Annotated in this window: 17 protein-coding genes and 1 riboswitch; of the genes, 14 read left to right on the forward strand and 3 right to left on the reverse strand. The window is 67.9% G+C overall.

Annotated elements, in window-relative coordinates:
- Positions 1 to 10: 10 nt before the first annotated feature.
- Together MRBLWO13_RS18045 and gdhA are read left to right on the forward strand one after the other, a co-directional pair.
- Positions 11 to 2,707 carry a phosphoenolpyruvate carboxylase gene (locus MRBLWO13_RS18045; protein ID WP_341975467.1) on the forward strand — a complete coding sequence of 899 codons (2,697 nt, stop codon included), beginning with the start codon at positions 11 to 13 and terminating at the stop codon, positions 2,705 to 2,707.
- A 59-nt stretch (positions 2,708 to 2,766) separates the two neighbouring features.
- Positions 2,767 to 4,137 carry an NADP-specific glutamate dehydrogenase gene (gene gdhA, locus MRBLWO13_RS18050; RefSeq protein WP_341975468.1) on the forward strand — a complete coding sequence of 457 codons (1,371 nt, stop codon included), beginning with the start codon at positions 2,767 to 2,769 and terminating at the stop codon, positions 4,135 to 4,137.
- A 99-nt stretch (positions 4,138 to 4,236) separates the two neighbouring features.
- On the opposite strand, the gene MRBLWO13_RS18055 is transcribed toward gdhA, so the two are convergent.
- Together MRBLWO13_RS18055 and mfd are read right to left on the reverse strand one after the other, a co-directional pair.
- Complete coding sequence (locus MRBLWO13_RS18055) at positions 4,237 to 4,839, reverse strand: gamma carbonic anhydrase family protein (RefSeq protein ID WP_341975469.1); 603 nt, start codon at positions 4,837 to 4,839, stop codon at positions 4,237 to 4,239.
- Positions 4,840 to 4,904: 65 nt separating this feature from the next.
- Positions 4,905 to 8,480, reverse strand: a complete 3,576-nt coding sequence (mfd, locus tag MRBLWO13_RS18060) for a transcription-repair coupling factor (protein WP_341975470.1) — start codon at positions 8,478 to 8,480, stop codon at positions 4,905 to 4,907.
- 123 nt (positions 8,481 to 8,603) lie between these two features.
- Here mfd and MRBLWO13_RS18065 point away from each other — a divergent pair, with 123 nt between their 5' ends.
- The 8 genes from MRBLWO13_RS18065 (at position 8,604) to MRBLWO13_RS18100 (ending at position 14,409) form a co-directional block, all read left to right on the forward strand.
- Positions 8,604 to 9,050 carry a hypothetical protein gene (locus MRBLWO13_RS18065; RefSeq protein WP_341975471.1) on the forward strand — a complete coding sequence of 149 codons (447 nt, stop codon included), beginning with the start codon at positions 8,604 to 8,606 and terminating at the stop codon, positions 9,048 to 9,050.
- Positions 9,047 to 9,343, forward strand: coding sequence for a transcriptional regulator (locus MRBLWO13_RS18070; protein WP_341975472.1), 297 nt, complete (start codon positions 9,047 to 9,049; stop codon positions 9,341 to 9,343). Before MRBLWO13_RS18065 ends, MRBLWO13_RS18070 begins: the two co-directional genes overlap by 4 nt.
- Before the next feature lie 127 nt (positions 9,344 to 9,470).
- Positions 9,471 to 10,334 (forward strand): DNA-formamidopyrimidine glycosylase family protein, encoded by an 864-nt coding sequence (locus MRBLWO13_RS18075; RefSeq protein WP_341975473.1) that lies wholly within the window; start codon positions 9,471 to 9,473, stop codon positions 10,332 to 10,334.
- A 54-nt stretch (positions 10,335 to 10,388) separates the two neighbouring features.
- Positions 10,389 to 10,533: riboswitch (FMN riboswitch) on the forward strand.
- 50 nt (positions 10,534 to 10,583) lie between these two features.
- On the forward strand, positions 10,584 to 11,636 hold the full coding sequence (gene ribD, locus MRBLWO13_RS18080; protein WP_341975474.1) for a bifunctional diaminohydroxyphosphoribosylaminopyrimidine deaminase/5-amino-6-(5-phosphoribosylamino)uracil reductase RibD: 1,053 nt from the start codon (positions 10,584 to 10,586) through the stop codon (positions 11,634 to 11,636).
- A complete protein-coding gene (locus tag MRBLWO13_RS18085) occupies positions 11,636 to 12,265 on the forward strand; it encodes a riboflavin synthase (protein ID WP_341975475.1) in 630 nt (209 codons plus the stop codon). Before ribD ends, MRBLWO13_RS18085 begins: the two co-directional genes overlap by 1 nt.
- Positions 12,262 to 13,530 carry a GTP cyclohydrolase II gene (gene ribA, locus MRBLWO13_RS18090; RefSeq protein ID WP_341975476.1) on the forward strand — a complete coding sequence of 423 codons (1,269 nt, stop codon included), beginning with the start codon at positions 12,262 to 12,264 and terminating at the stop codon, positions 13,528 to 13,530. Before MRBLWO13_RS18085 ends, ribA begins: the two co-directional genes overlap by 4 nt.
- Positions 13,527 to 14,000, forward strand: coding sequence for a 6,7-dimethyl-8-ribityllumazine synthase (ribH, locus tag MRBLWO13_RS18095; protein WP_341975477.1), 474 nt, complete (start codon positions 13,527 to 13,529; stop codon positions 13,998 to 14,000). Before ribA ends, ribH begins: the two co-directional genes overlap by 4 nt.
- A 55-nt stretch (positions 14,001 to 14,055) precedes the next feature.
- Complete coding sequence (locus tag MRBLWO13_RS18100) at positions 14,056 to 14,409, forward strand: Fe-S protein (protein WP_341975478.1); 354 nt, start codon at positions 14,056 to 14,058, stop codon at positions 14,407 to 14,409.
- A 3-nt stretch (positions 14,410 to 14,412) separates the two neighbouring features.
- Here MRBLWO13_RS18100 and MRBLWO13_RS18105 read toward each other — a convergent pair whose 3' ends face one another.
- Entirely contained in the window at positions 14,413 to 15,399 is a 987-nt protein-coding gene (locus tag MRBLWO13_RS18105) for a LacI family DNA-binding transcriptional regulator (protein ID WP_341978491.1), read from the reverse strand.
- 158 nt (positions 15,400 to 15,557) lie between these two features.
- On the opposite strand from MRBLWO13_RS18105, the gene MRBLWO13_RS18110 reads away from it, so the two are divergent.
- The 4 genes from MRBLWO13_RS18110 to MRBLWO13_RS18125 all read left to right on the forward strand — a co-directional run bounded on the left by MRBLWO13_RS18110 (position 15,558) and on the right by MRBLWO13_RS18125 (position 20,591).
- Positions 15,558 to 16,475: a sugar ABC transporter permease gene (locus MRBLWO13_RS18110; protein WP_341975479.1), complete on the forward strand. Its 918-nt coding sequence runs from the start codon at positions 15,558 to 15,560 to the stop codon at positions 16,473 to 16,475.
- A gap of 46 nt (positions 16,476 to 16,521) precedes the next feature.
- The gene (locus tag MRBLWO13_RS18115; protein WP_341978494.1) at positions 16,522 to 17,367 is read left to right on the forward strand and encodes a carbohydrate ABC transporter permease; all 846 of its coding nucleotides are present in this window, start codon (positions 16,522 to 16,524) and stop codon (positions 17,365 to 17,367) included.
- Between the two features lie 65 nt (positions 17,368 to 17,432).
- Positions 17,433 to 18,791, forward strand: coding sequence for a sugar ABC transporter substrate-binding protein (locus MRBLWO13_RS18120; RefSeq protein ID WP_341975480.1), 1,359 nt, complete (start codon positions 17,433 to 17,435; stop codon positions 18,789 to 18,791).
- 63 nt (positions 18,792 to 18,854) lie between these two features.
- On the forward strand, positions 18,855 to 20,591 hold the full coding sequence (locus MRBLWO13_RS18125; protein ID WP_341975481.1) for a beta-galactosidase family protein: 1,737 nt from the start codon (positions 18,855 to 18,857) through the stop codon (positions 20,589 to 20,591).
- The last annotated feature ends 1 nt before the right edge of the window (position 20,592 follow it).

Here is a 20,592-nt window from a genome sequence, read left to right on the forward strand (position 1 = left end):
CGCTCGAAAAGTGACCCCCGAACACACCTTCTCCGAGCCCACGAACACCGAGGCCATCCGCGTCATCGGACGCTTCGAAGCGGGCCGCGGCATTCCGGAGCAGATGCGCTCCGACGTCAGGATGCTCGGCGGCCTGCTCGGCCGGGTGCTCCGCGAGTCCGGCGACGACGGCCTCTTCGAGGACGTCGAGCGCCTGCGGCTCGCCACCATCCAGGCATACGACCAGGAGACGCCTGAGGCTTTCGACCGCGCCGCGACCATCGCGGAGTCGTTCTCCGTCGCCCGCGCCGACGAGGTCGCCCGCGCCTTCACCTGCTACTTCCATCTGGTCAATCTCGCCGAGGAGCACCAGCGCGTCCGGGTCCTCCGCGAGCGCGCAGGACAGCCGGGGCGTGAGGATGCCGCCGACACCGTCGCCACCGCCTATGCGCGGCTGCGGAGCGAGGTCGGCGATACCGAAGCGCGACGGCGGCTCGAGGAGCTGCGTTTTCACCCCGTGTTCACGGCGCATCCGACCGAGGCCCGTCGCCGGGCCGTGTCGTCCAGCATCCGCCGTCTGTCCGAACTGCTCACGCAGCACGATGCGGCGAGCGTCGACGGCGCCGAGGAGCAACGTGCCGAGCGACGGATGCTGGAGGAGATCGACACGCTGTGGCGCACCGCTCCGCTGCGCGCGCAGAAGCCGTCGCCGACCGACGAGGTCCGCACCGTGATGGGCGTCTTCGACGAGACGCTCTTCACCACCGTGCCGCACGTGTACCGCCGGATCGACGACGCCCTGCGCGGCGACGAGTCCGGCGCGAGCGCACCGGTGGTCCCCGCCTTCGTGCGGGTCGGCTCCTGGGTCGGCGGCGACCGTGACGGAAACCCCTTCGTGACGGCATCCGTCACTAGAGAGGCTGCGCAGATCGCCTCCGATCACGTGCTGCGCGGACTCGAGCGCGCGCTCGAGCGGATCGGCCGCACCCTCACCCTCGACGCCGAGGACACTCCGTCGAGCGCCGCGGTCGTCGCCCTGTGGGACGCGTTCGCGGCCGCAGAACCGTCGGTCGCCGCCGACCTCGCCACGCGCTCCCCCGGCGAACCTCACCGGCGGGTGCTCCTCGCTCTCGCACGGCGGGTCGCCGCGACGCGCAGTCGCGCCGGCTCCCTGGGCTACGGTGCCCCCGAGGAGCTGCTCGACGACCTGCGCGTCATCCAGACCTCGCTGGCGGATGCCGGGGCGAAACGCCATGCCTTCGGCGGCATCCAGCATCTGATCTGGCAGGTCGAGTCCTACGGCTTCCACCTGACCGAACTCGAGGTCCGCCAGCACTCCCAGGTGCACGCGAAGGCGCTCGCCGAGCTGGAGAGCGGCGAGGCCGTCAGCGCTCAGACCGAAGAGGTACTCGAGGTCTTCCGCGCGATCGCCGACATTCAACGCGACTACGGCCTGCGTGCCGCCGGCCGCTACGTGGTGTCGTTCACGCAGGCGGCATCCGATCTCGCAGCAGTGCACCGCCTCGCCCGCCACGCGCTCGGCGACGATGCGCTCGTGCTCGATGTGGTGCCCCTGTTCGAGACGTTCGCCGACCTGCAGGCCGCACCCGACATCCTCGCCGAGGTCGTCACGTTCCCCGAGTTCCAGGCGCGGATGGCCGCGACCGGCAATCGCCTCGAGGTCATGCTCGGCTACTCGGACTCGTCGAAGGACGTCGGGCCGGTCGCCGCGAACCTCGCCCTGTACGAGGCACAGGAGAAGATCGCCCAGTGGGCGCAGGAATCGGGCATCACGCTCACCCTGTTCCATGGCCGCGGCGGGGCTCTCGGCCGTGGCGGCGGACCGGCGAACTCCGCGATCCTGGCGCAACCACCGCACTCCGTCGACGGACGTTTCAAGCTCACGGAACAGGGCGAGGTCATCTTCGCCCGCTACGGCGAGCCGGCCATCGCGATGCGCCACATCGACCAGGTCGCCGCAGCGACGCTGCTCGCCTCGTCGCCCACCGTCGAGGCGCGCACCAGCAGCGCCGCCGCGCGCTACGCGGACATCGCCGCCGTCATGGACGTCGCCTCGCGGGAGCGCTTCTTCTCGCTCGTGAAGGCGGAGGGCTTCGCGCCGTGGTTCGCGACGGTCACCCCGATGGAGGAGATCGGACTGCTCGCGCTCGGCTCGCGACCCGCGCGCCGCGGCCTCTCCGTCGAGTCCCTCGAAGACCTCCGAGCCATCCCGTGGGTGTTCGCGTGGACGCAAGCCCGCATCAACCTCGCCGGCTGGTTCGGACTCGGTACCGCACTCGAGGCCATCGGCGACGAGGCGCTGCTCGCCGAGGCGTACCGGGAGTGGCCGCTGCTGCGCACGATGGTCGACAACGTCGCCATGAGCCTGGCGAAGACCGACGAGCGCATCGCCCGCCAGTACCTCGCGCTCGGCGACCGCGACGACCTCGCCGCCCTCGTGCTGGACGAGCTCGCCCTCACCCGCGAATGGGTCATCCGGCTCACCGGCGGAGACCGCCTGCTGGAGAACAAGCCGATCCTGCAGCGCGCTGTGCAGCTGCGCAGTCCCTACGTCGACGCGTTGTCGCTGCTGCAGCTGCGTGCTCTTCGGGCGCTCCGCTCCTCGGCGGCCACAGCCCCGGAGGGCTCGGGAGCGGATGCCGAGCAGCAGCGGCTCCTGCTGCTGTCCGTCAGCGGAGTCGCGGCCGGCCTGCAGAACACCGGGTGACCGGCGCCATGCCGCGCCTCGGATAAATCCGTCATCCCCACCTTGAGAAGGCTTTCCGCGTGACCGAAACCACCCCCGCCGTTTTCCATCCGCTCGCCGCACCGGTGCAGCCCGTGTTCGAAACGGTGCTCTCCCGGAGCCCGCACGAGCCCGAATTCCATCAGGCCGTGCACGAAGTGCTGCAGTCGATCGCGCCCGTTCTCGAACACCACCCGGAGTACATCGACGGTGGGATCCTCGAGCGTCTGGTCGAACCGGAGCGTCAGATCATGTTCCGGGTGCCGTGGGTCGACGACGCCGGTCGCCTCCACGTGAACCGTGGCTACCGCATCCAGTTCTCGTCCGTGCTCGGCCCGTACAAGGGCGGCTTGCGCTTTCATCCCTCGGTGAACCTGTCGATCATCAAGTTCCTCGGGTTCGAGCAGATCTTCAAGAACGCGCTCACCGGTCAGGGCATCGGCGGCGGCAAGGGCGGCTCGGACTTCGACCCGCACGGCCGGTCGGATGCCGAGGTCATGCGCTTCTGCCAGTCGTTCATGAACGAGCTCTACCGGCACCTCGGTGAACACACCGATGTGCCCGCAGGAGACATCGGCGTCGGCGGGCGCGAGATCGGCTACCTGTTCGGTCAGTACCGCAAGGTCACCAACCGCCACGAGTCGGGAATGTTCACCGGCAAGGGCAAGGGCTGGGGTGGCGCCGAAGTACGCACCGAGGCCACCGGCTACGGCGCCGCGTTCTTCGCCCAGGAGATGCTCGCCGTGCACGGCGAATCGTTCGAGGGCAAGCGAGTGGGCGTCTCCGGCTCGGGCAACGTCGCGATCTACGCGATCGAGAAGGCCACGCAGCTCGGCGCGACCGCGGTCACGGCATCCGACTCCTCCGGCTACGTCGTCGACGATGCCGGAATCGACCTGGCACTGCTCCGCCAGCTCAAGGAGGTCGAGCGCGCCAGGATCGTGGAGTACGCGAAGCGGCGGCCCAGCGCCCGTTTCATCGAGAACGGCAGCGTCTGGGAGGTGCCCGTCGACATTGCGATCCCTTCTGCCACCCAGAATGAGATCAGCGCGGCGGATGCCGAGGCCCTGATCGCGAACGGAGTGCGCGCCGTCTCCGAGGGTGCCAACATGCCGTGCGTACCCGACGCGGTCGACCGCTTCCAGAAGGCGGGGGTGCTGTTCGCGCCCGGTAAGGCGGCGAACGCCGGCGGGGTCGCGACCTCGGCTCTGGAGATGAGTCAGAACGCATCCCGCCAGCGCTGGAGCTTCGCCGACAGCGAGAACCGGCTGCGCGAGATCATGGGCGACATCCACGGCGCCGCGTTCGAGGCGGCCGAGCGATTCGGCGCGCCGGGCGACTACGTCGCCGGAGCCAACATCGCCGGCTTCGAGCGCGTTGCGAACGCGATGCTCGCGCAGGGCGTCATCTGAGACGCGCGCCGATCGCACGAACGCGCTTCGATCGCAGCAATCGCCGGATTCTCTGCGATCGAAGCGCTCTTCTGCGATCCGCGCGGAGAGCGGATGCCGCTACTCGGTGATCTCGCGATCGTCGGCATGGCGGGCGAGGGAGCGTCCGTACCGCTCCGTGAGCTGCACCATGACGTCGGGGGTGTCCCGGTCGACCCCGAACACGTAGCCGGGGAAGTCGAGCTCGCGCTGTGCGGCGGCGATCTCCTCGTGCCGGTCCGGAGACAGCACCTGGACCGGATCCCCGACCGCCACCCAGCCGATCGGCACCACCGCGTCCTCCGGAAGCACCGTGCGCAGGTGCACGACCGCGTTGATCCGCACTTCCGCGCGGTCCCCGATGTGCGCGCCGTTGAACACCCTGGTGCCGGTGGCGAGGAACACCTCGTCACCGATGACTGCTCCGGAGACGGATGCCCCGGGTCCGATGAGCACGTGATCGCCGACGTGCACGGGATTCGCCGAGCTCGCGCGCACGATCGCGTTCTCCATCACGATGACGTTCTCGCCGAGGGTGATCGGTCCGCCCTCCGCGGTGATCACGGCGCCGTGCAGCACCTGGCAGTCGGCGCCGATCGTCACGTCGCCGGAGATCACGGCGGTGGGAGCGATGACGGCGGTGTCATGGATCCGGGGCTGGGCCCCGAGGTGCTCGTACAACATGACGTCAGACTAGTCGTCCGGGTGCCGCTGCGCGCGGCATCCGGGTGGGAAAAATGCTCCCCGCGCTACTCGGCCTTGACCGGCTCCGGGAAGATCGCCGTGAACAGCTGGGCGACCCAGGCCAGCAACTCTGCATCCTCCAGTGGTTCGACCCCGACGCCGATCGACGAAGCGACCGTCGGCATCGGAACGACCAGCGCCTCTCCCCCGGCGACGAGCTTGGCCTTCGGATAGAGGCGCTGCAGGCGCACCTTCATGGAGTCCTCGAGGCGGGCGGGTGCGATCCGCAGATTCGACCCCATCACCACGACATCCGTCAGGCCCGCCCGCGCGGCGCGTCGACGCAGACGCGCGACCGCGAGCAGCCCCGCGACCTCGGCCGGGGGTGTGCCGTAGCGATCGGTGAGCTCTTCGATGACGAGGTCGATCGCGTCGTCCTTCGCCGTCGCTGTGGAGGCGGCAGAGAGCTTCTGGTACGCCTCCAGGCGCAGCCGTTCGCTGTCGATGTAGTCCTCGGGGATCCGGGCATCCAGCGGCAGCTCGAGCCTCAGCTCCGCTCCGGTCTCGACCTCTTCCCCGCGGAAGGTCGCGACTGCTTCGCCGATCATCCGCAGGTACAGATCGAAACCGACGCCCGCGATGTGCCCGGCCTGCTGAGCGCCGAGGAGGTTACCCGCACCGCGCAGCTCGAGATCCTTCAGCGCCACCTGCATGCCCGAGCCGAGGTCGTTGTTCACCGCGATCGTCTGCAGTCGGTCGGCCGCGGTCTCGGAGAGCGGCTTCATCTCGTCATAGAGGAAGTAGGCGTAGGCCCGCTCGCGCCCTCGGCCGACTCGTCCGCGCAGCTGATGCAGCTGCGAGAGTCCGTATTTGTCGGCCCGATCGATGATGATCGTGTTCGCGTTCGAGATGTCGAGGCCGGTCTCGACGATCGTCGTGCATACGAGCACATCGAACTTCCGCTCCCAGAAATCGTCGACGACCTGCTCCAGCTGATGCTCCCCCAGTTGCCCGTGAGCGACGGCGATCCGCGCCTCGGGTACGAGTTCGGCGAGTTGCGCCGCGACCCGCTGAATCGACTGGACGCGGTTGTGCACGAAGAAGATCTGGCCCTCGCGGAGGATCTCGCGGCGGATGGCCGCCGTGATCTGCTTGTCGCTGCGTGGTCCGACGAACGAGAGGATCGGATGCCGATCCTCCGGCGGGGTCTGCAGGGTCGACATCTCGCGGATGCCGGTCACCGCCATCTCGAGCGTCCTCGGGATCGGCGTCGCGCTCATGGCGAGGATGTCGACGTTGGTCTTCATCTTCTTCAGCGCGTCCTTGTGCTCGACACCGAAGCGCTGCTCCTCGTCGATGATCATCAGCCCCAGATCCTTGAAGATGATCTGGTCCGTGAGGATGCGATGGGTGCCGATCACCATGTCGACCGACCCCTCGAGCAACCCCTGGAGAGTGAGCCGGGCCTCTTTGTCGGTCTGGAATCGCGACAGCGGACGCACTTTCACCGGGAACCCGGCGAAGCGCTCGGTGAACGTCTCCAGATGCTGCTTGACCAGCAGGGTCGTCGGCACGAGCATCGCGACCTGCTTGCCGTCCTGGATCGCCTTGAACGCGGCACGCACCGCGACTTCGGTCTTTCCGAAGCCGACATCGCCGGAGAGCAGTCGATCCATCGGAATCGGCCGTTCCATGTCGGCCTTGATCTCGTCGATGGTCTGCAGCTGGTCCGGCGTCTCCGCGAACGGGAACGCCTCTTCGAGTTCGCGCTGCCACGGGGTGTCCGGTCCGAACGCGTAGCCCTTCGCGCTCATCCGCGCCGAGTACAGCTTGACGAGCTCGACGGCGATGTCGCGGACCGCCTTGCGGGCCTTGCCCTTCGCCTGTGCCCAGTCGCTGCCGCCCATCTTCGAGAGCGTCGGTGCTTCGCCACCGACGTACTTCGAGAGCAGATCGAGCTGGTCGGTGGGCACGAACAGCTTGTCGCCGGGGTAGCCGCGCTTGGAGGGCGCATACTCCAGCACGAGATAGTCGCGGATCGACTTGGTCGCGTTGCGGCCGCCGGTCGACACTTCGCGCTTCGTCATCTCGACGAAGCGTCCGATGCCGTGGGTGCCGTGCACGACGAAATCGCCGGTCTTCAGCTGCAGCGGGTCGACGACGTTCTTGCGGCGGGATGCGAGCTTCTTGACGACCCGCTGGTCGCCGCCGATCGTGCGCCCGTAGAACTCGTTGTCGGTGAGGACGGCGAGTTTCGCCTGCGGAATCTGGAATCCGGCCTCGACCGATCCCGTGACGAGCGTCGCGATCCCCGCATCCGGGAGGTCGCCCAGGTCTTCCACCACGCGCGCGGCGATGCCCCGATCCGCGAGCACGTCGCGGGCGCGATCGACGAGGCCGTGACCTGCGGCGATGACGACCACGCGCCAGCCGTCTCCGACCAGCGCCTGCACGAAATCGATCGCGCCGTCGACGTTGCCGTGGAAGGAGGGGATGACGGAGGCGTCGAGGTTCGCCGCCTCATCGTCGCCCTCGCCCAGGCCGATGCCGAACGGGCTGAGCCGCCACCACACGCCGCCGCGCTCGCGCACGACCTCGCGCAACTGCGCGACGGTGAGGAAGTCACCGGCCCCCAGATCGATCGGAGCGGACGCTCCGGATGTCGCCGCGCTCCAGGCGGCATCGAGGAACTCGCGGTTGGTGTCGCCCAGGGTGATCGCCCGCGCGGTGGAGCGTTCCGGGTCGACGATCGCCGTGGCGCTTCCGGCCGGCAGGTACTCGGCGAGCGATTTCAAGGGACCTGCGACGGCAGGCAGGAGCGATTCCATGCCCTCGACCGGGATGCCCTCGGCCATCTTCTCGAGCATGCCCGCGATCGCCGGGAAGCCGCCGATGAGCGCACGTGCCCGGTCGCGGACATCAGCGGTGAGCAGCAGTTCGCGGCTGGGCGGCAGATCGACCCCGGCGACGTCACCGGGGAGGGACCGCTGATCGGCGATCGAGAACGCCCGGATCTGATCGATCTCGTCGCCGAAGAACTCGACGCGGAAAGGATGCTCCGACGTGGGCGGGAACACATCGAGGATGCCGCCGCGGACGGCGAACTCGCCGCGTCGAGACACCATGTCGACGCGCGAGTACGCACGTTCGACGAGTTGCTCGGCGACGACCTCGAGATCGTTGCGGCGGGTCCCGACGCGGAGTTCGAGCGGGGCGATCTCACCGAGATTTCCCGCGATCGGCTGCAGAGCCGCCCGCACCGAGGCGACGACGATGAGCGGACGCTCGCCGGACCAATCGGCGATGCGACGAAGGGTCTGCAGGCGCTGCCCCACCGTGTCGGGGCTGGGGCTCAGACGCTCATGCGGCAGGGTCTCCCATGCGGGGAAGGTGAGCACATCGGCATCCGGCATATAGGCGCCGAGCGCCAGGGAAAGGCTCTCCACGCGCCGGCCGGTCGGCGCGACGACGAGCAGCGCCGCCGGATGCCCGGCATCTCGCCGCCGTTCGAGGAGGCCGGCGAGCGTCGGCGCGTCCAAGCCATCGACGAGGCCGAGGTCCGCATCGGTCTGCGCCCAGGTGAGGGCGTCACGATAAAGGGTCGCCTCTTCCAAGGCGCGCAGAATCCCCGGAACAGTCACCGGACAAGCCTAGCCGCGGCCGACGACACTGGGCCGCGATGTCGCACGCGGTACGACCGGAAGATGGCGCGCTCGTTCCCCACACGCTTGTTTTCCATGATGGAAAGTGTGAAACTTTCCATCATGGAAACAGAAGGTCATCCCTCCGCAGGCGATCTCGGCTCGATAGCCGAGGCGCGCGCGTCGATCGTTCGGCGCATCCGCACTCCACGCTGGTACTTCTGGTTGGTCGGCGCACTCGTCGCCCTCCTCGTTCTCATCGTCGGCCTCGGAACGGGCACGTGGTGGTTCCTGCCCGCGATTCTCGGCGTGCTCGTGGCCGACCTGGCCGTGATCGGCGCGCACCGCCGAGTGACGGGCACCTCTGTGCCTGGCCGGGCATGGCCTGCGTGGCTCTGGGCGTGGGCAGCGGTACTCGCCGCCTTGCCGGTGCTCGCGGCCGCGGCGCTGCACCTCGCGGAACGCCCCTCCTGGACCATCCTCCTCACCGCCCTCGCCGGAGGCATCGCCGCCGGCCTCGGCTCTGCCATCCTCAATCGCCGGTGGGAAGCGTCTCGGGTCACACCGTGACGGAGCCGCAGTTCGATGAGATCGTGCACGCGCCGCAGCGTCTGCGCATCCTCGCGATGCTCGATGCGATCCCTGGCGAGGTCGAGTTCGCGGCGCTTCGGGATGCGCTCGGCGTCGCCGACTCTGTCGTGAGCAAGCATCTGAAGGTTCTCGCCGAGGCGGATTATGTGTCGATCCACAAGGCCGCGACGTTCGGCAGGCAACGCACATGGGTCAGACTGACCGCGCGGGGAGGTGGCGCCTACGCGGCGCACGTCGCCGCGCTCCGCGCGATCGTGTCGCCGGAAAGCTGAGCGCGCAGGCGCCAGGACCCGAGGATCCCCGGTGGGCGAGCGACCCGGCCCAGTCCTTATGGGCCCCAGGATGCCGAGGGCGCACAGACCGGGTGACAGTGTCGGATGCCGATGACAAGATGAATCCATGCCGGAGATGCCGGAAGTCCAGGGCCTGACCGATTTCCTCGGCGAGCGCGCCGTCGGGCGCACGATCTCTCGCGCGACCGTCTCCGCGATCTCCGCGCTGAAGACCTACGATCCGCCGATCACCGCGCTGCAGAATGCCGAGATCACCGCATCCACGCGCCTGGGCAAGTTCGTCGTGCTGTCCTGTGCAGGCGACCTGCATCTCGCCTTCCACCTCGCCAAGGCCGGCTGGTTGCGCTGGTACGAGACCGTGCCCACCACGCTGATCAGGCCGGGGAAGTCGCCGATCGCGTTGCGCGTCGCGCTCGACGACGGCAGCGGCTTCGACCTCACCGAAGCCGGCACGAAGAAGTCGCTCGCCGTGTACGTGGTGCGCGACCCGCAAGACGTTCCGGGGATCGCTCGACTCGGACCCGACCCCCTCGATCCGAGCTTCACCCTCGACGTCTTCGCAGGGCTGCTCGAGGGTCGCCGGACACAGATCAAAGGACTGCTGCGAGACCAGTCGGTCATCGCCGGCATCGGCAACGCCTACTCCGACGAGATCCTGCATGCGGCTCGTATGTCGCCATACGCCAACGCCGGGAAGCTGAATGCCGAAGAGGTCGAACGCCTCTTCGCAGCGATGCAGACCACTCTGCGGGATGCGGTGGCCGAAGCATCCGGAAAACCACCGGCCGACCTCAAGGACGCCAAACGTCGAGGCATGCAGGTGCACGCCCGCAGGGGCGAGACATGCCCCGTCTGCGGAGACACCGTGCGCAGTGTGTTCTTCGCCGACCGCTCACTCGAGTACTGCCCCACGTGCCAGACCGGCGGCAAGCCTCTGGCCGACCGCCGACTGTCACGACTGCTGAAATGACCGCGATACCGGGAATGAAATCCATTCAGACGCGTTGACTACACTCAGAGCAACAACGTGCTCCGGGGTCGGTGAGAATCCGAACCGGCGGTGACAGTCCGCGAGCGTCGAGGGAAACCGAGGCGCTGACCCGGTGAAATTCCGGGACCGACGGTGATGCGAGGGAGACCTCGCTAGTCCGGATGGGAGGCAGCACGAGGCGCCAGCGCGTCTTCTGCCACCCCCGGAGCCTCATCGAAGGACAGACGGATGGCAGTGAACGAGGCAGAACGCACGGCGATGAGTCGCGCGCTCGAACTCGCCTCCCTCGGCCCCCGCGGCGCGAACCCGCAGGTCGGCGCCGTCATCCTCTCCCCCACAGGCGAAGTCCTCGCCGAGGGCTGGCACCACGGCGCGGGCACGCCGCACGCCGAGGTCGATGCCCTCTCCCATCTCGCACCCGGTGCCGCTCGCGGAGCGACCGCTGTCGTCACGCTCGAACCCTGCAACCACACCGGGCGCACCGGCCCCTGCTCCGTCGCCCTCATCGAGGCGGGCATCTCCCGTGTCGTCTACGCCGCAGCCGATCCCGGCGCCGAATCCGGCGGTGGAGCGGAGAGACTTCGCGACGCCGGTGTGTCTGTGGATGCCGGTGAGCAGGCCGATGCCGCTCGCGATCTCATCGCCGACTGGCTGACCGCTCAGCGACTCGGACGGCCGCAGATCACGGTGAAGTGGGCGCAGAGCCTCGACGGGCGTGCCGCCGCCGATGACGGCACGAGTCAATGGATCACGGGCTCTGCCGCCCGCGCCGACGTGCACCGGCGACGTTCCGAGGCCGACGCGATCGTGGTCGGCACCGGCACGGTCATCGCCGACGACCCCGCCCTCACCGCGCGCATCGGCGAGACGCTCCACCCGAACCAGCCGGTCCCCGTCGTCATCGGCTCACGCACCACTCCGGCAGACGCCGCACTGCGCCGCCACCCGCACCAGCCCCTGTTCTACGACACCAGGGATCTGCACGCCGTCGTCGCAGATCTGCATGCCCGCGGCATCCAGAAAGTGTTCATCGAGGGCGGACCGACGCTCGCCAGCGCGTTCATCGCGGCCGACCTGGTCGATCAGGTTCTCGTCTACCTCGCACCGGTGCTGCTCGGCGGCCATCGCCTCGCGCTCACCGACATCGCCGTCCCGACGATCGCCGCGGCTCGTCGCCTGACGATCGACGAGTGGTTGCCGCTCGGCGCCGACGTGCTGGCGGTCGGTCACCCGACGCCATCCTCCGGCGAGGACAAGAACGAGAACGAAGGAGCCAGCTGATGTTCACCGGAATCATCGAAGAGATCGGCGAGATCACCGCCATCGCACCGGCCGGCGACGGCTGGAGACTGACCGTTCGGGCTCCGAAGGCAGCTGCGGACGCGGTGCACGGCGAGTCGATCGCCGTCTCCGGCGTGTGCCTCACCGTCGTGGGATCGACGGCAGAGACGTTCGACACCGACGTGATGAAGCAGACGCTCGACGTCGCCGCGATCGGCGGAGCAACGGTCGGGACCCGCGTCAACATCGAGAAGGCGATGCCGGTCGGCGCGCGACTCGGCGGACACATCGTTCAAGGGCACGTCGACGGAACGGGCGTCGTGCTCGAGGTGCGCCCCGGCGCCCAGTGGAGCGTGCTGCGGATCAGCCTCCCCGCCGATCTCGCGCCGCTCGTCGTCGACAAGGGGTCGATCTCCGTCGACGGCACCTCTCTCACCGTGAGCGCGGTCAGCTCGCCCCCGACGCCCGAAGCCTGGTTCGAGGTCTCCCTCATCCCGGAGACCCTCGTCGCGACCACACTCGGCTCGCGCGCGGTCGGCGACCGCGTCAATCTCGAAACCGACATCCTCGCCCGGCACGTCGAGCGCCTGCTCGCCTTCCGGTCTGCACAGGAAGGAGGCTCGCGATGAGCCTTGCCACCATCCCCGAGGCGCTCAACGCGCTGCGCGCCGGACGCCCCGTCCTCGTCGCCGACGATGAGAACCGCGAGAACGAGGGCGACGTCATCCTCTCAGCCGAACTCGCCACCCCGGAATGGGTGGCGTGGACGGTGCGCTGGTCGTCGGGCTTCATCTGCGCGCCGATGCCCGCGGATCTCGCAGACAGCCTGAACCTGCAGCCGATGGTGGAGTCCAATGAGGACTCCCGCTCCACCGCGTACACGGTGAGTGTGGATGCCGCGGAAGGCGTGACGACCGGCATCAGCGCTTCGGATCGGGCGCACACGCTGAACGTGCTCGCGAATCCGGCGTCGACGCCGACCAGCATCATCCGCCCCGGTCACGTCCTGCCGCTCCGCGCCGTCGACGGCGGCGTGCGCGAGCGCAGCGGTCACACCGAGGCCGCCGTCGAACTGATGCGCCTCGCCGGGCTCCGTCCGGTCGGCGCCATCGCCGAGGTCGTCGCCGAGGACGGCAGCATGATGCGCATGCCGGGACTGATCGAGCTCGGCGAACGCGACGGCATCCCGGTGATCACGATCGAGCAGCTCATCGCGTATCTCAACGAACACGACCCGCGAGACGAGGTGGCGCACAAACGCAAGAGCCGTCGCGTCAGCCTGCGCGCCGATGCCACCGTCCCGACCACTCACGGCACGTTCCGCTTCCTCGCGTACAAGGACCGCGTGACCGGCACCGACCACATCGCCGTCGTCTCGGGCGAACCGACCGAGACGGCGCTGGTGCGCGTGCACTCCGAGTGCCTGACCGGAGAGGCCTTCGGCTCCCTGAAGTGCGAGTGCGGTCCTCAGCTGGATGCCGCACTCGACGAGATCGACGAGCACGGCGGCGTCGTGATCTACATGCGCGGCCACGAGGGGCGCGGCATCGGCCTCATCAACAAGCTGCGCGCCTACAGCCTGCAGGAAGAGGGGCTCGACACCGTCGACGCCAACCTCGCCCTCGGCCTCCCCGCCGATGCCCGCGAGTACGCGGCGGCGGCCGGCATCCTCAGCGATCTGGGCATCTCGAAGGTGCGTCTGCTGACGAACAACACCGACAAGGTCACGCAGCTCCGTGAGCTCGGACTCGACGTCATCGAACAGGTCCCCCTGATCGTCGGCGTCGGCCCGAACAACCACCAGTACCTGGAGACCAAGCGCGATCGCATGGGTCACATCATCGGCGAGGCGGACCTCGCAGAGGCTCTCGCGAACGGAAAGGGCAATTCATGAGCGGCGCAGGAGCACCGGCCACCGACAACATCGACGGACGCGGACTGAACGTCGTCATCATCGCCGGCACCTGGCATGAGGTCATCAGCGAGGCCCTCATCGTCGGCGCTGAACGTGTGCTGAACGACGCCAAGGCATCGCACCGCCTCGTGCGCGTACCCGGTTCGTTCGAGTTGGCCGTCGCCGCACAGGCCGCCTTCGCCGGCGGAGCCGACGCCGTCGTCGCCCTCGGCGTGATCATCCGCGGTGGCACCCCGCACTTCGAGTACGTGTCTGCAGCCACGACCGACGGGCTCACCCGCGTCTCGCTGGATGCCGGCAAGCCGGTCGGTTTCGGCGTGCTGACCCTCGATGATGAGCAGCAGGGACTCGACCGCGCCGGCCTCGAGGGCTCGAAGGAGGACAAGGGCGCTGAAGCTGCGGATGCTGCGCTGCGCACCGCCCTCGTCATCCGCGAACTGCGCGGCTGAATCTGAGGCTCACCTATCTGGCGGCGGATGAGTCCGCTGGCGTACGGTGAGGGGCATGGAGACCCTGCGCCTGATCGTCCTGCTCGTCCACCTCATCGGCTTCGCCGTCCTCTTCGGATCGTGGGCCGTGGAGGCCTTCGGCGGCAAGCGGCAGATCACGAAGATGATGGACTACGGCCTGGCGATCGCTGGACTCGCCGGTCTGGCGTTGGCGGCTCCGTGGGGCCTCGATCATGACCTGAACTACGTCAAGATCGGCGTGAAGTTCGGCATCCTGGTCGTCGTCGGGGCACTGGTCGGCATCGGCTACGGACGTCAGAAGCGCGGCAAGGCCGTGCCCGCGGCGATGTTCTGGCTCATCGGCATCCTCACAGTGACCAACGCCGCCCTCGCTCTGCTCTGGCGTTGACCCTCAGCTCTTCCGCGGCGGCGCCGTGCTCTCCCTGACGATGAGCTCGGTGCCGACAAGGGAGGTCTGAGGGCGCTCCCCGCTGTCGAGCTCGGCGAGGAGCGTATCGACCGCCAGCGCACCGACGCGCTCGGGATGCTGCTGCACGGTCGTCAGCGGAGGCCACAGCTGTGCGGCATCCGGCAGTCCGTCGAAGCCGACCACGCTGACGTCGCCGGGGATGTCGAGTCCGATCTCGCGGAACGCACGTACGACGCCGATCGCCATCTGGTCGTTCGCGGCAAAGACCGCGGTCACACCCTCGATGTCACGCAGCTGCACCCCCGCCTGATAGCCGGATGCCGCCGTCCAGTCACCGGGGAGCGCGTCGGGCACGACCCGCCCTCGTGATTCGAGCGTCGACCGCCAGGAATCCCGGCGGCGCTCGGCGGAGTACGATTTCGTCGGCCCGGTGACATGCCACACCGTCTCATGTCCGAGGTCGAGCAGATGTTCCGTCGCCAACCGGGCGCCCTGCGCCTGATCGGTGTCGACGAACGGATGACTCGTGCCGCGGTTCGAATCGACGAGCACCACCGGCAGCCCGTTGGGGATCTCGACGTCCGCCTCATCGAGCTGATGGGCCTCGATCACGATGATGATGCCGTCGACGGCGTGCTCTTCTATTCGGCGGAACGCGCCGGCCACGGTCTCCTGCGCGTTCGATTCCACGGGGATCAACGTGAGCGCGTAGCCCATCTGCGCAGCCCTGACCGCGATCGCGTCGAGCGTTCGCTGGTTGCCGTACGAGTTGAACGAGAACATGATCACGCCGATCGCCCGGAAGCGCCCGGAGCGCAGCGCCCTGGCTGCACTGTTCGGGCGGTAGCCGAGTCGCTGCATCGCGTCTTCGACCCGAACGCGAGTGGCCGCGCCGACGTAGCCGCGCGCGTTGACGACCCGCGAAACGGTCTGACCGGACACCCCGGCCTCGCGCGCCACGTCCTCCATGGACGGCTCTCGACGCCGCAGCTGCGGCTCGTCCGGAGTCTCCGTTGTCACCATCGACCACCCATCCTGTGTTGACGTTGACACACTAGCATTCCATCGCGTATGTTGACGTTGACACACGGCGCACCAGGCGCCCCGATTCAGAGAAGGTCTCGTCGATGACGACTGATATCACCGCAGCCCTCGGAGCGCCCGGCCTCCGACGCCGCGAGAAGCTCGACTGGAAGGGCTGGGCATTCGTCGGGCCGTTCATGGTCGTGTTCACCCTGGTGTTCCTCACCCCGCTCGCCTACGCGCTCTACCTCAGCTTCTTCCAGGAGAAGCTGATCGGCGGCACCGCATTCGTCGGCTTCGAGAACTACGCTCGTGCCCTCACCGACCCCCAGTTCTGGGAGTCGTTCGGCCGCGTCGTGCTGTTCCTCGTCGTGCAGGTGCCGATCATGCTCGCCCTCGCGCTCGGCGCCGCGCTCGCGCTCGACAGTGCGCGACTGCGCGGAGCATCCTTCTTCCGCATCCTGATCTTCCTGCCCTATGCCGTCCCCGCCGTCGTCGCAGTCCTGATGTGGGGCTACATCTACGGCGATCAGTTCGGGCTCACCGCCAACGTCAACGACTTCCTCGGATTCGAGGCGCTCACACCGTTCGCCAAGGAATGGATGCTGCTCTCGATCGGCAACATCGTCACCTGGGAGTTCGTGGGCTACAACATGCTCATCTTCTACTCCTCGCTGAAGACGATCCCCACCGACATGTACGAGGCGGCCTCCCTCGACGGCGCCGGCGCCTGGCGCACGATCTTCTCGATCAAGATCCCGTCGGTACGCGGAGCGCTCGTGATCGCCACGATCTTCTCGATCATCGGCAGCTTCCAGCTCTTCAACGAGCCGAACATCCTGCGCCCGCTCGCCCCGAACGTGATCACCACGTTCTTCACGCCCAACATGTACGCGTACAACCTCTCGTTCGCCGGGCAGCAGTTCAACTACGCCGCGACGATCGCCATCATCATGGGCGTCATCACGGCCGTGATCGCCTACGTCGTGCAGCTGCGCGGCTCGAAGTCGGAGGTGCGCTGAAATGGCCATCGCCCTTGCCCGCCCCCCACGCAAGCGCCACGACGCGATGAACCCGCGCTCGTCCAAGACGCTGCTTCTCGTGATGGTCATCTACGCGCTGTACACCCTCGTGCCGCTGATCTGGTTGCTGTTCAGCGCGACCAAGACCCAGGCCGGCCTCTTCAGCTCGTTCGGGCTGTGGTTCGCTGACGACTTCGCGTTCTTCGACAACCTCGCCGCGACGTTCGCCTACCGCGACGGCATCTTCCTGCGCTGGCTCGGCAACACCCTCCTGTACGTCGTCGTCGGCGCCGGCGGTGCGACACTGCTCGCGACGATGGCGGGCTACGGACTCGCCAAGTACCGCTTCCCCGGCCGCCGTGCGGTCTTCGCGATCGTGCTCGGCGCGGTCGCGGTCCCCGGTACGGCACTGGCGGTCCCGACGTTCCTGCTCTTCAGCGAGCTCGGCCTCACGAACACCCCCTGGGCCGTCATCATCCCGTCACTGATCAGCCCGTTCGGGCTGTATCTGATCTGGGTGTTCGCCACCGAGTCGATCCCCACCGAGCTGCTCGAGGCAGCGCGCATCGACGGCGCCGGAGAGTTCCGCACCTTCTTCACGATCTCGATGAGGCTGCTCGCTCCCGGCATCGTGACGGTCGCCCTCTTCACGGTCGTCGCGACCTGGAACAACTACTTCCTGCCCCTGATCATGCTCTCCGACCCGGCCTGGTACCCCCTCACCGTCGGCCTGAACCAGTGGAGCGCCCAGGCCATCGGTGCCGGATCCCAGCCGATCTACAACCTGGTGATCATGGGATCCCTCCTCACGATCATCCCGATCGTCATCGCGTTCCTGCTGCTGCAGCGTTTCTGGCAGTCAGGACTCACCGCGGGAAGCGTCAAGCAGTAGCGCCGCTCCCCTGCACCAAAACGGCGGCCCACCGAAGGGCCGTACCCTCCCGAAAGGACACAGCAATGAAGCACCTCCCTTCCCCCGCTGCCCGACGCGCTCTTGCAGCGCTCGCAGCGGGAACCGTAGCGGCGCTGGCGCTCGCCGGTTGCAGCGCGGGCACCGATAACGGCAACGGCAGCACCGGCGGCGACGGCTCATTCGATTCCGTCGAGGCGGCGCTCGAGACCGGCGGCGAGATCACCTACTGGTCCTGGACCCCCTCTGCGGAGGCACAGGTCAAGGCGTTCCAGAAGGAGTACCCGAACGTCAAGGTGAACCTCGTCAACGCGGGTACCAACAACGAGGAGTACACCAAGCTGCAGAACGCGATCAAGGCGGGCTCCGGCGCGCCTGACGTCGTGCAGATCGAGTACTACGCCTTCCCGCAGTTCGCGCTCACCGACGCGTTCGCCGATCTGTCGCAGTACGGCTTCGCCGACTTCGAGGACGACTACACCGCCTCCACCTGGAACTCCGTCACCGACGGCGACGCGATCTACGGCCTGCCGCAGGACTCCGGCCCCATGGCACTGTTCTACAACAAGGCCGTCTTCGACGCCGCTGGCGTCGCCGTACCGACCACCTGGGACGAGTACTACGAGGCCGCCAAGACGATCCACGCCGCCAACCCGTCCGCGTACATCACCAACGACATCGGCGACGCGGGCTTCGCGACCTCGATGATCTGGCAGGCCGGCGGACAGCCGTTCCAGACGTCGGGCACCGACGTCACGCTCGACCTGGCGGACGCCGGAACCAAGAAGTGGACCGAGAACTGGAACCGCCTCGTCGAGGAAGATCTCCTGGCTCCCTACGGCAGCTGGAGCGACGAGTGGTTCCGCGCCCTCGGCGACGGCAGCCTCGCGACCCTGGTGATCGGAGCCTGGATGCCGGGCAACCTCATCTCCGGAGCCCCCGACGGCGCCGGAGACTGGCGGGTCGCACCGATGCCGACCTACGACGGCACCGCAGCAAGCGCTGAGAACGGTGGCGGCGGCCAGGCTGTCACGTCGCAGAGCAAGAACCCGGAGCTCGCAGCCGGCTTCCTGTGGTGGCTGAACAACTCCGAGGAGAGCATCTCGATCTTCCTCGAGAGCGGCGGCTTCCCGTCGACGACGGCCGAACTGTCCAGCGAGGAGTTCCTCAGCGACGCACCCGAGTACTTCGGCGGCCAGAAGATCAACGAAGTTCTCGCCGGGGCTGCAGACGACGTGGTCGAGGACTGGAGCTACCTGCCCTACCAGGTCTACGCGAACAGCATCTTCGGCGACACCGTCGGTCAGTCGTACCAGAACGGCACCGACCTGAACGAGGGTCTCGCCGCCTGGCAGGATGCGCTCGCCGAATACGGCAACGCGCAGGGCTTCACCGTCAACAAGTAACCTCCGAACCGGGCGGGCGGGATTCGATCCCGCCCGCCCCACCATGATCGAAAGCACTACAACGTGACCTCCTTCTCCATCGGCGAGTCCGACTTCCTCCGTGACGGCCGGCCCCACCGCGTGATCTCCGGCGCCCTCCACTACTTCCGCGTGCACCCGGATCAGTGGCAGGACCGCATCCGCAAGGCGCGGTTGATGGGTCTCAACACGATCGAGACCTACGTCGCGTGGAACGCTCACGAGCCGCGACGAGGGGAATGGGACGCGAGCGGCTGGAACGATCTCGGCCGGTTCCTCGACCTCGTGCATGCCGAGGGCATGGATGCCATCGTGCGCCCCGGTCCCTACATCTGCGCGGAATGGCACAACGGCGGGCTGCCGACCTGGCTCACCGGAGCGGGCCGCGAGCTGCGCTCCTCCGAGCCGGCATATCTCGCCGAAGTCAGCGCTTACCTGCGCCGCGTGTATGAGATCGTCGCCCCGCGCCAGATCGATCACGGCGGACCCGTGGTGCTCGTGCAGATCGAGAACGAGTACGGAGCGTACGGTTCCGACAAGGCTTACCTCGAGGCGCTCGTCGAGGTCACCCGGGACGCCGGCATCACCGTTCCGCTCACCACAGTCGACCAGCCCATCGACCAGATGCTCGACGATGGCAGCCTTCCCGGCCTTCATCGGACCGGCTCGTTCGGCTCACGCAGCAACGAGCGCCTGGCGACCCTTCGCAGGCACCAGCCGACCGGCCCGCTGATGTGCTCCGAGTTCTGGGACGGCTGGTTCGACTGGTGGGGCGGTGTGCACCACACCACCGATGTGGCCGTCGCCGCGGAAGAGCTCGATGCTCTCCTCGCCGCCGGAGCCTCGGTGAACATCTACATGGTCCACGGCGGCACGAACTTCGGCCTCACGAACGGCGCGAATCACAAAGGCCGTTACCTTCCGCTGGCCACGTCGTACGACTACGACGCTCCCCTCGACGAGGCGGGCAACCCCACCGCGAAGTTCTTCGCGTTCCGTGACGTGATAGAGAAGTACGCCCCCGTGCCGGATGACCTGCCCGAACAGCCCGCAGCGGCACCGGTGTTCACCGTGCCGCTCACCCCATCGGGCGCGTGGACCGATGCCACGGCATCCGCTGCGCCCACCGACGCCCCGGCGACCTTCGACGACCTGAATCACCTCAGCTCCCTCATCCGCTATGACATCGATCTGCCGGACTCCGCGGGTGGCGTGCTCCGGATCGACGGCGTCCGCGACATCGGCTGGGTCAGCGTCGACGGCCAGAACGTCGGAACCCTCTCGCGGATGCGTCACGACCGGGCGATCTCGATTCCTGCCGGGCACACCCTCAGCATCCTCGTCGAGGATCAGGGTCGCGTGAACTACGGCCAGCGCCTCGGCGAGGAGAAGGGCCTGATCGGCACCCCGACTCTCGACGATGTGCCGCTGCATGGCTGGCGCGCAACGCCACTCGATGTCGCGAGCATCGCTGCCGACGTCGCCGAACGCGCAGGAGAGGCTCCCGCCGTCGCCGGAGCCAACGCATGGACGAGCGAGTTCACGCTGGAATCCTCTTCGGATCTGTTCCTGGACATCTCATGCTGGGGCAAGGGCTACGCGTTCGTGAACGGCTTCTTCCTCGGCCGCTACTGGCGCAACGGACCGCAGCGCACGATGTACGTCCCGTCGCCGGCGACGAAGGCCGGCACGAACCGGCTGGTCGTTCTCGAACTCGACCAGCTGCTCGCGCCGCGCGCTGGTTTCGTCGCGGAGCTCTCTCTGGGCGACACGGAGGAATGAC

This window comes from Microbacterium sp. LWO13-1.2 (assembly GCF_038397725.1).
GTDB lineage: Bacteria > Actinomycetota > Actinomycetes > Actinomycetales > Microbacteriaceae > Microbacterium.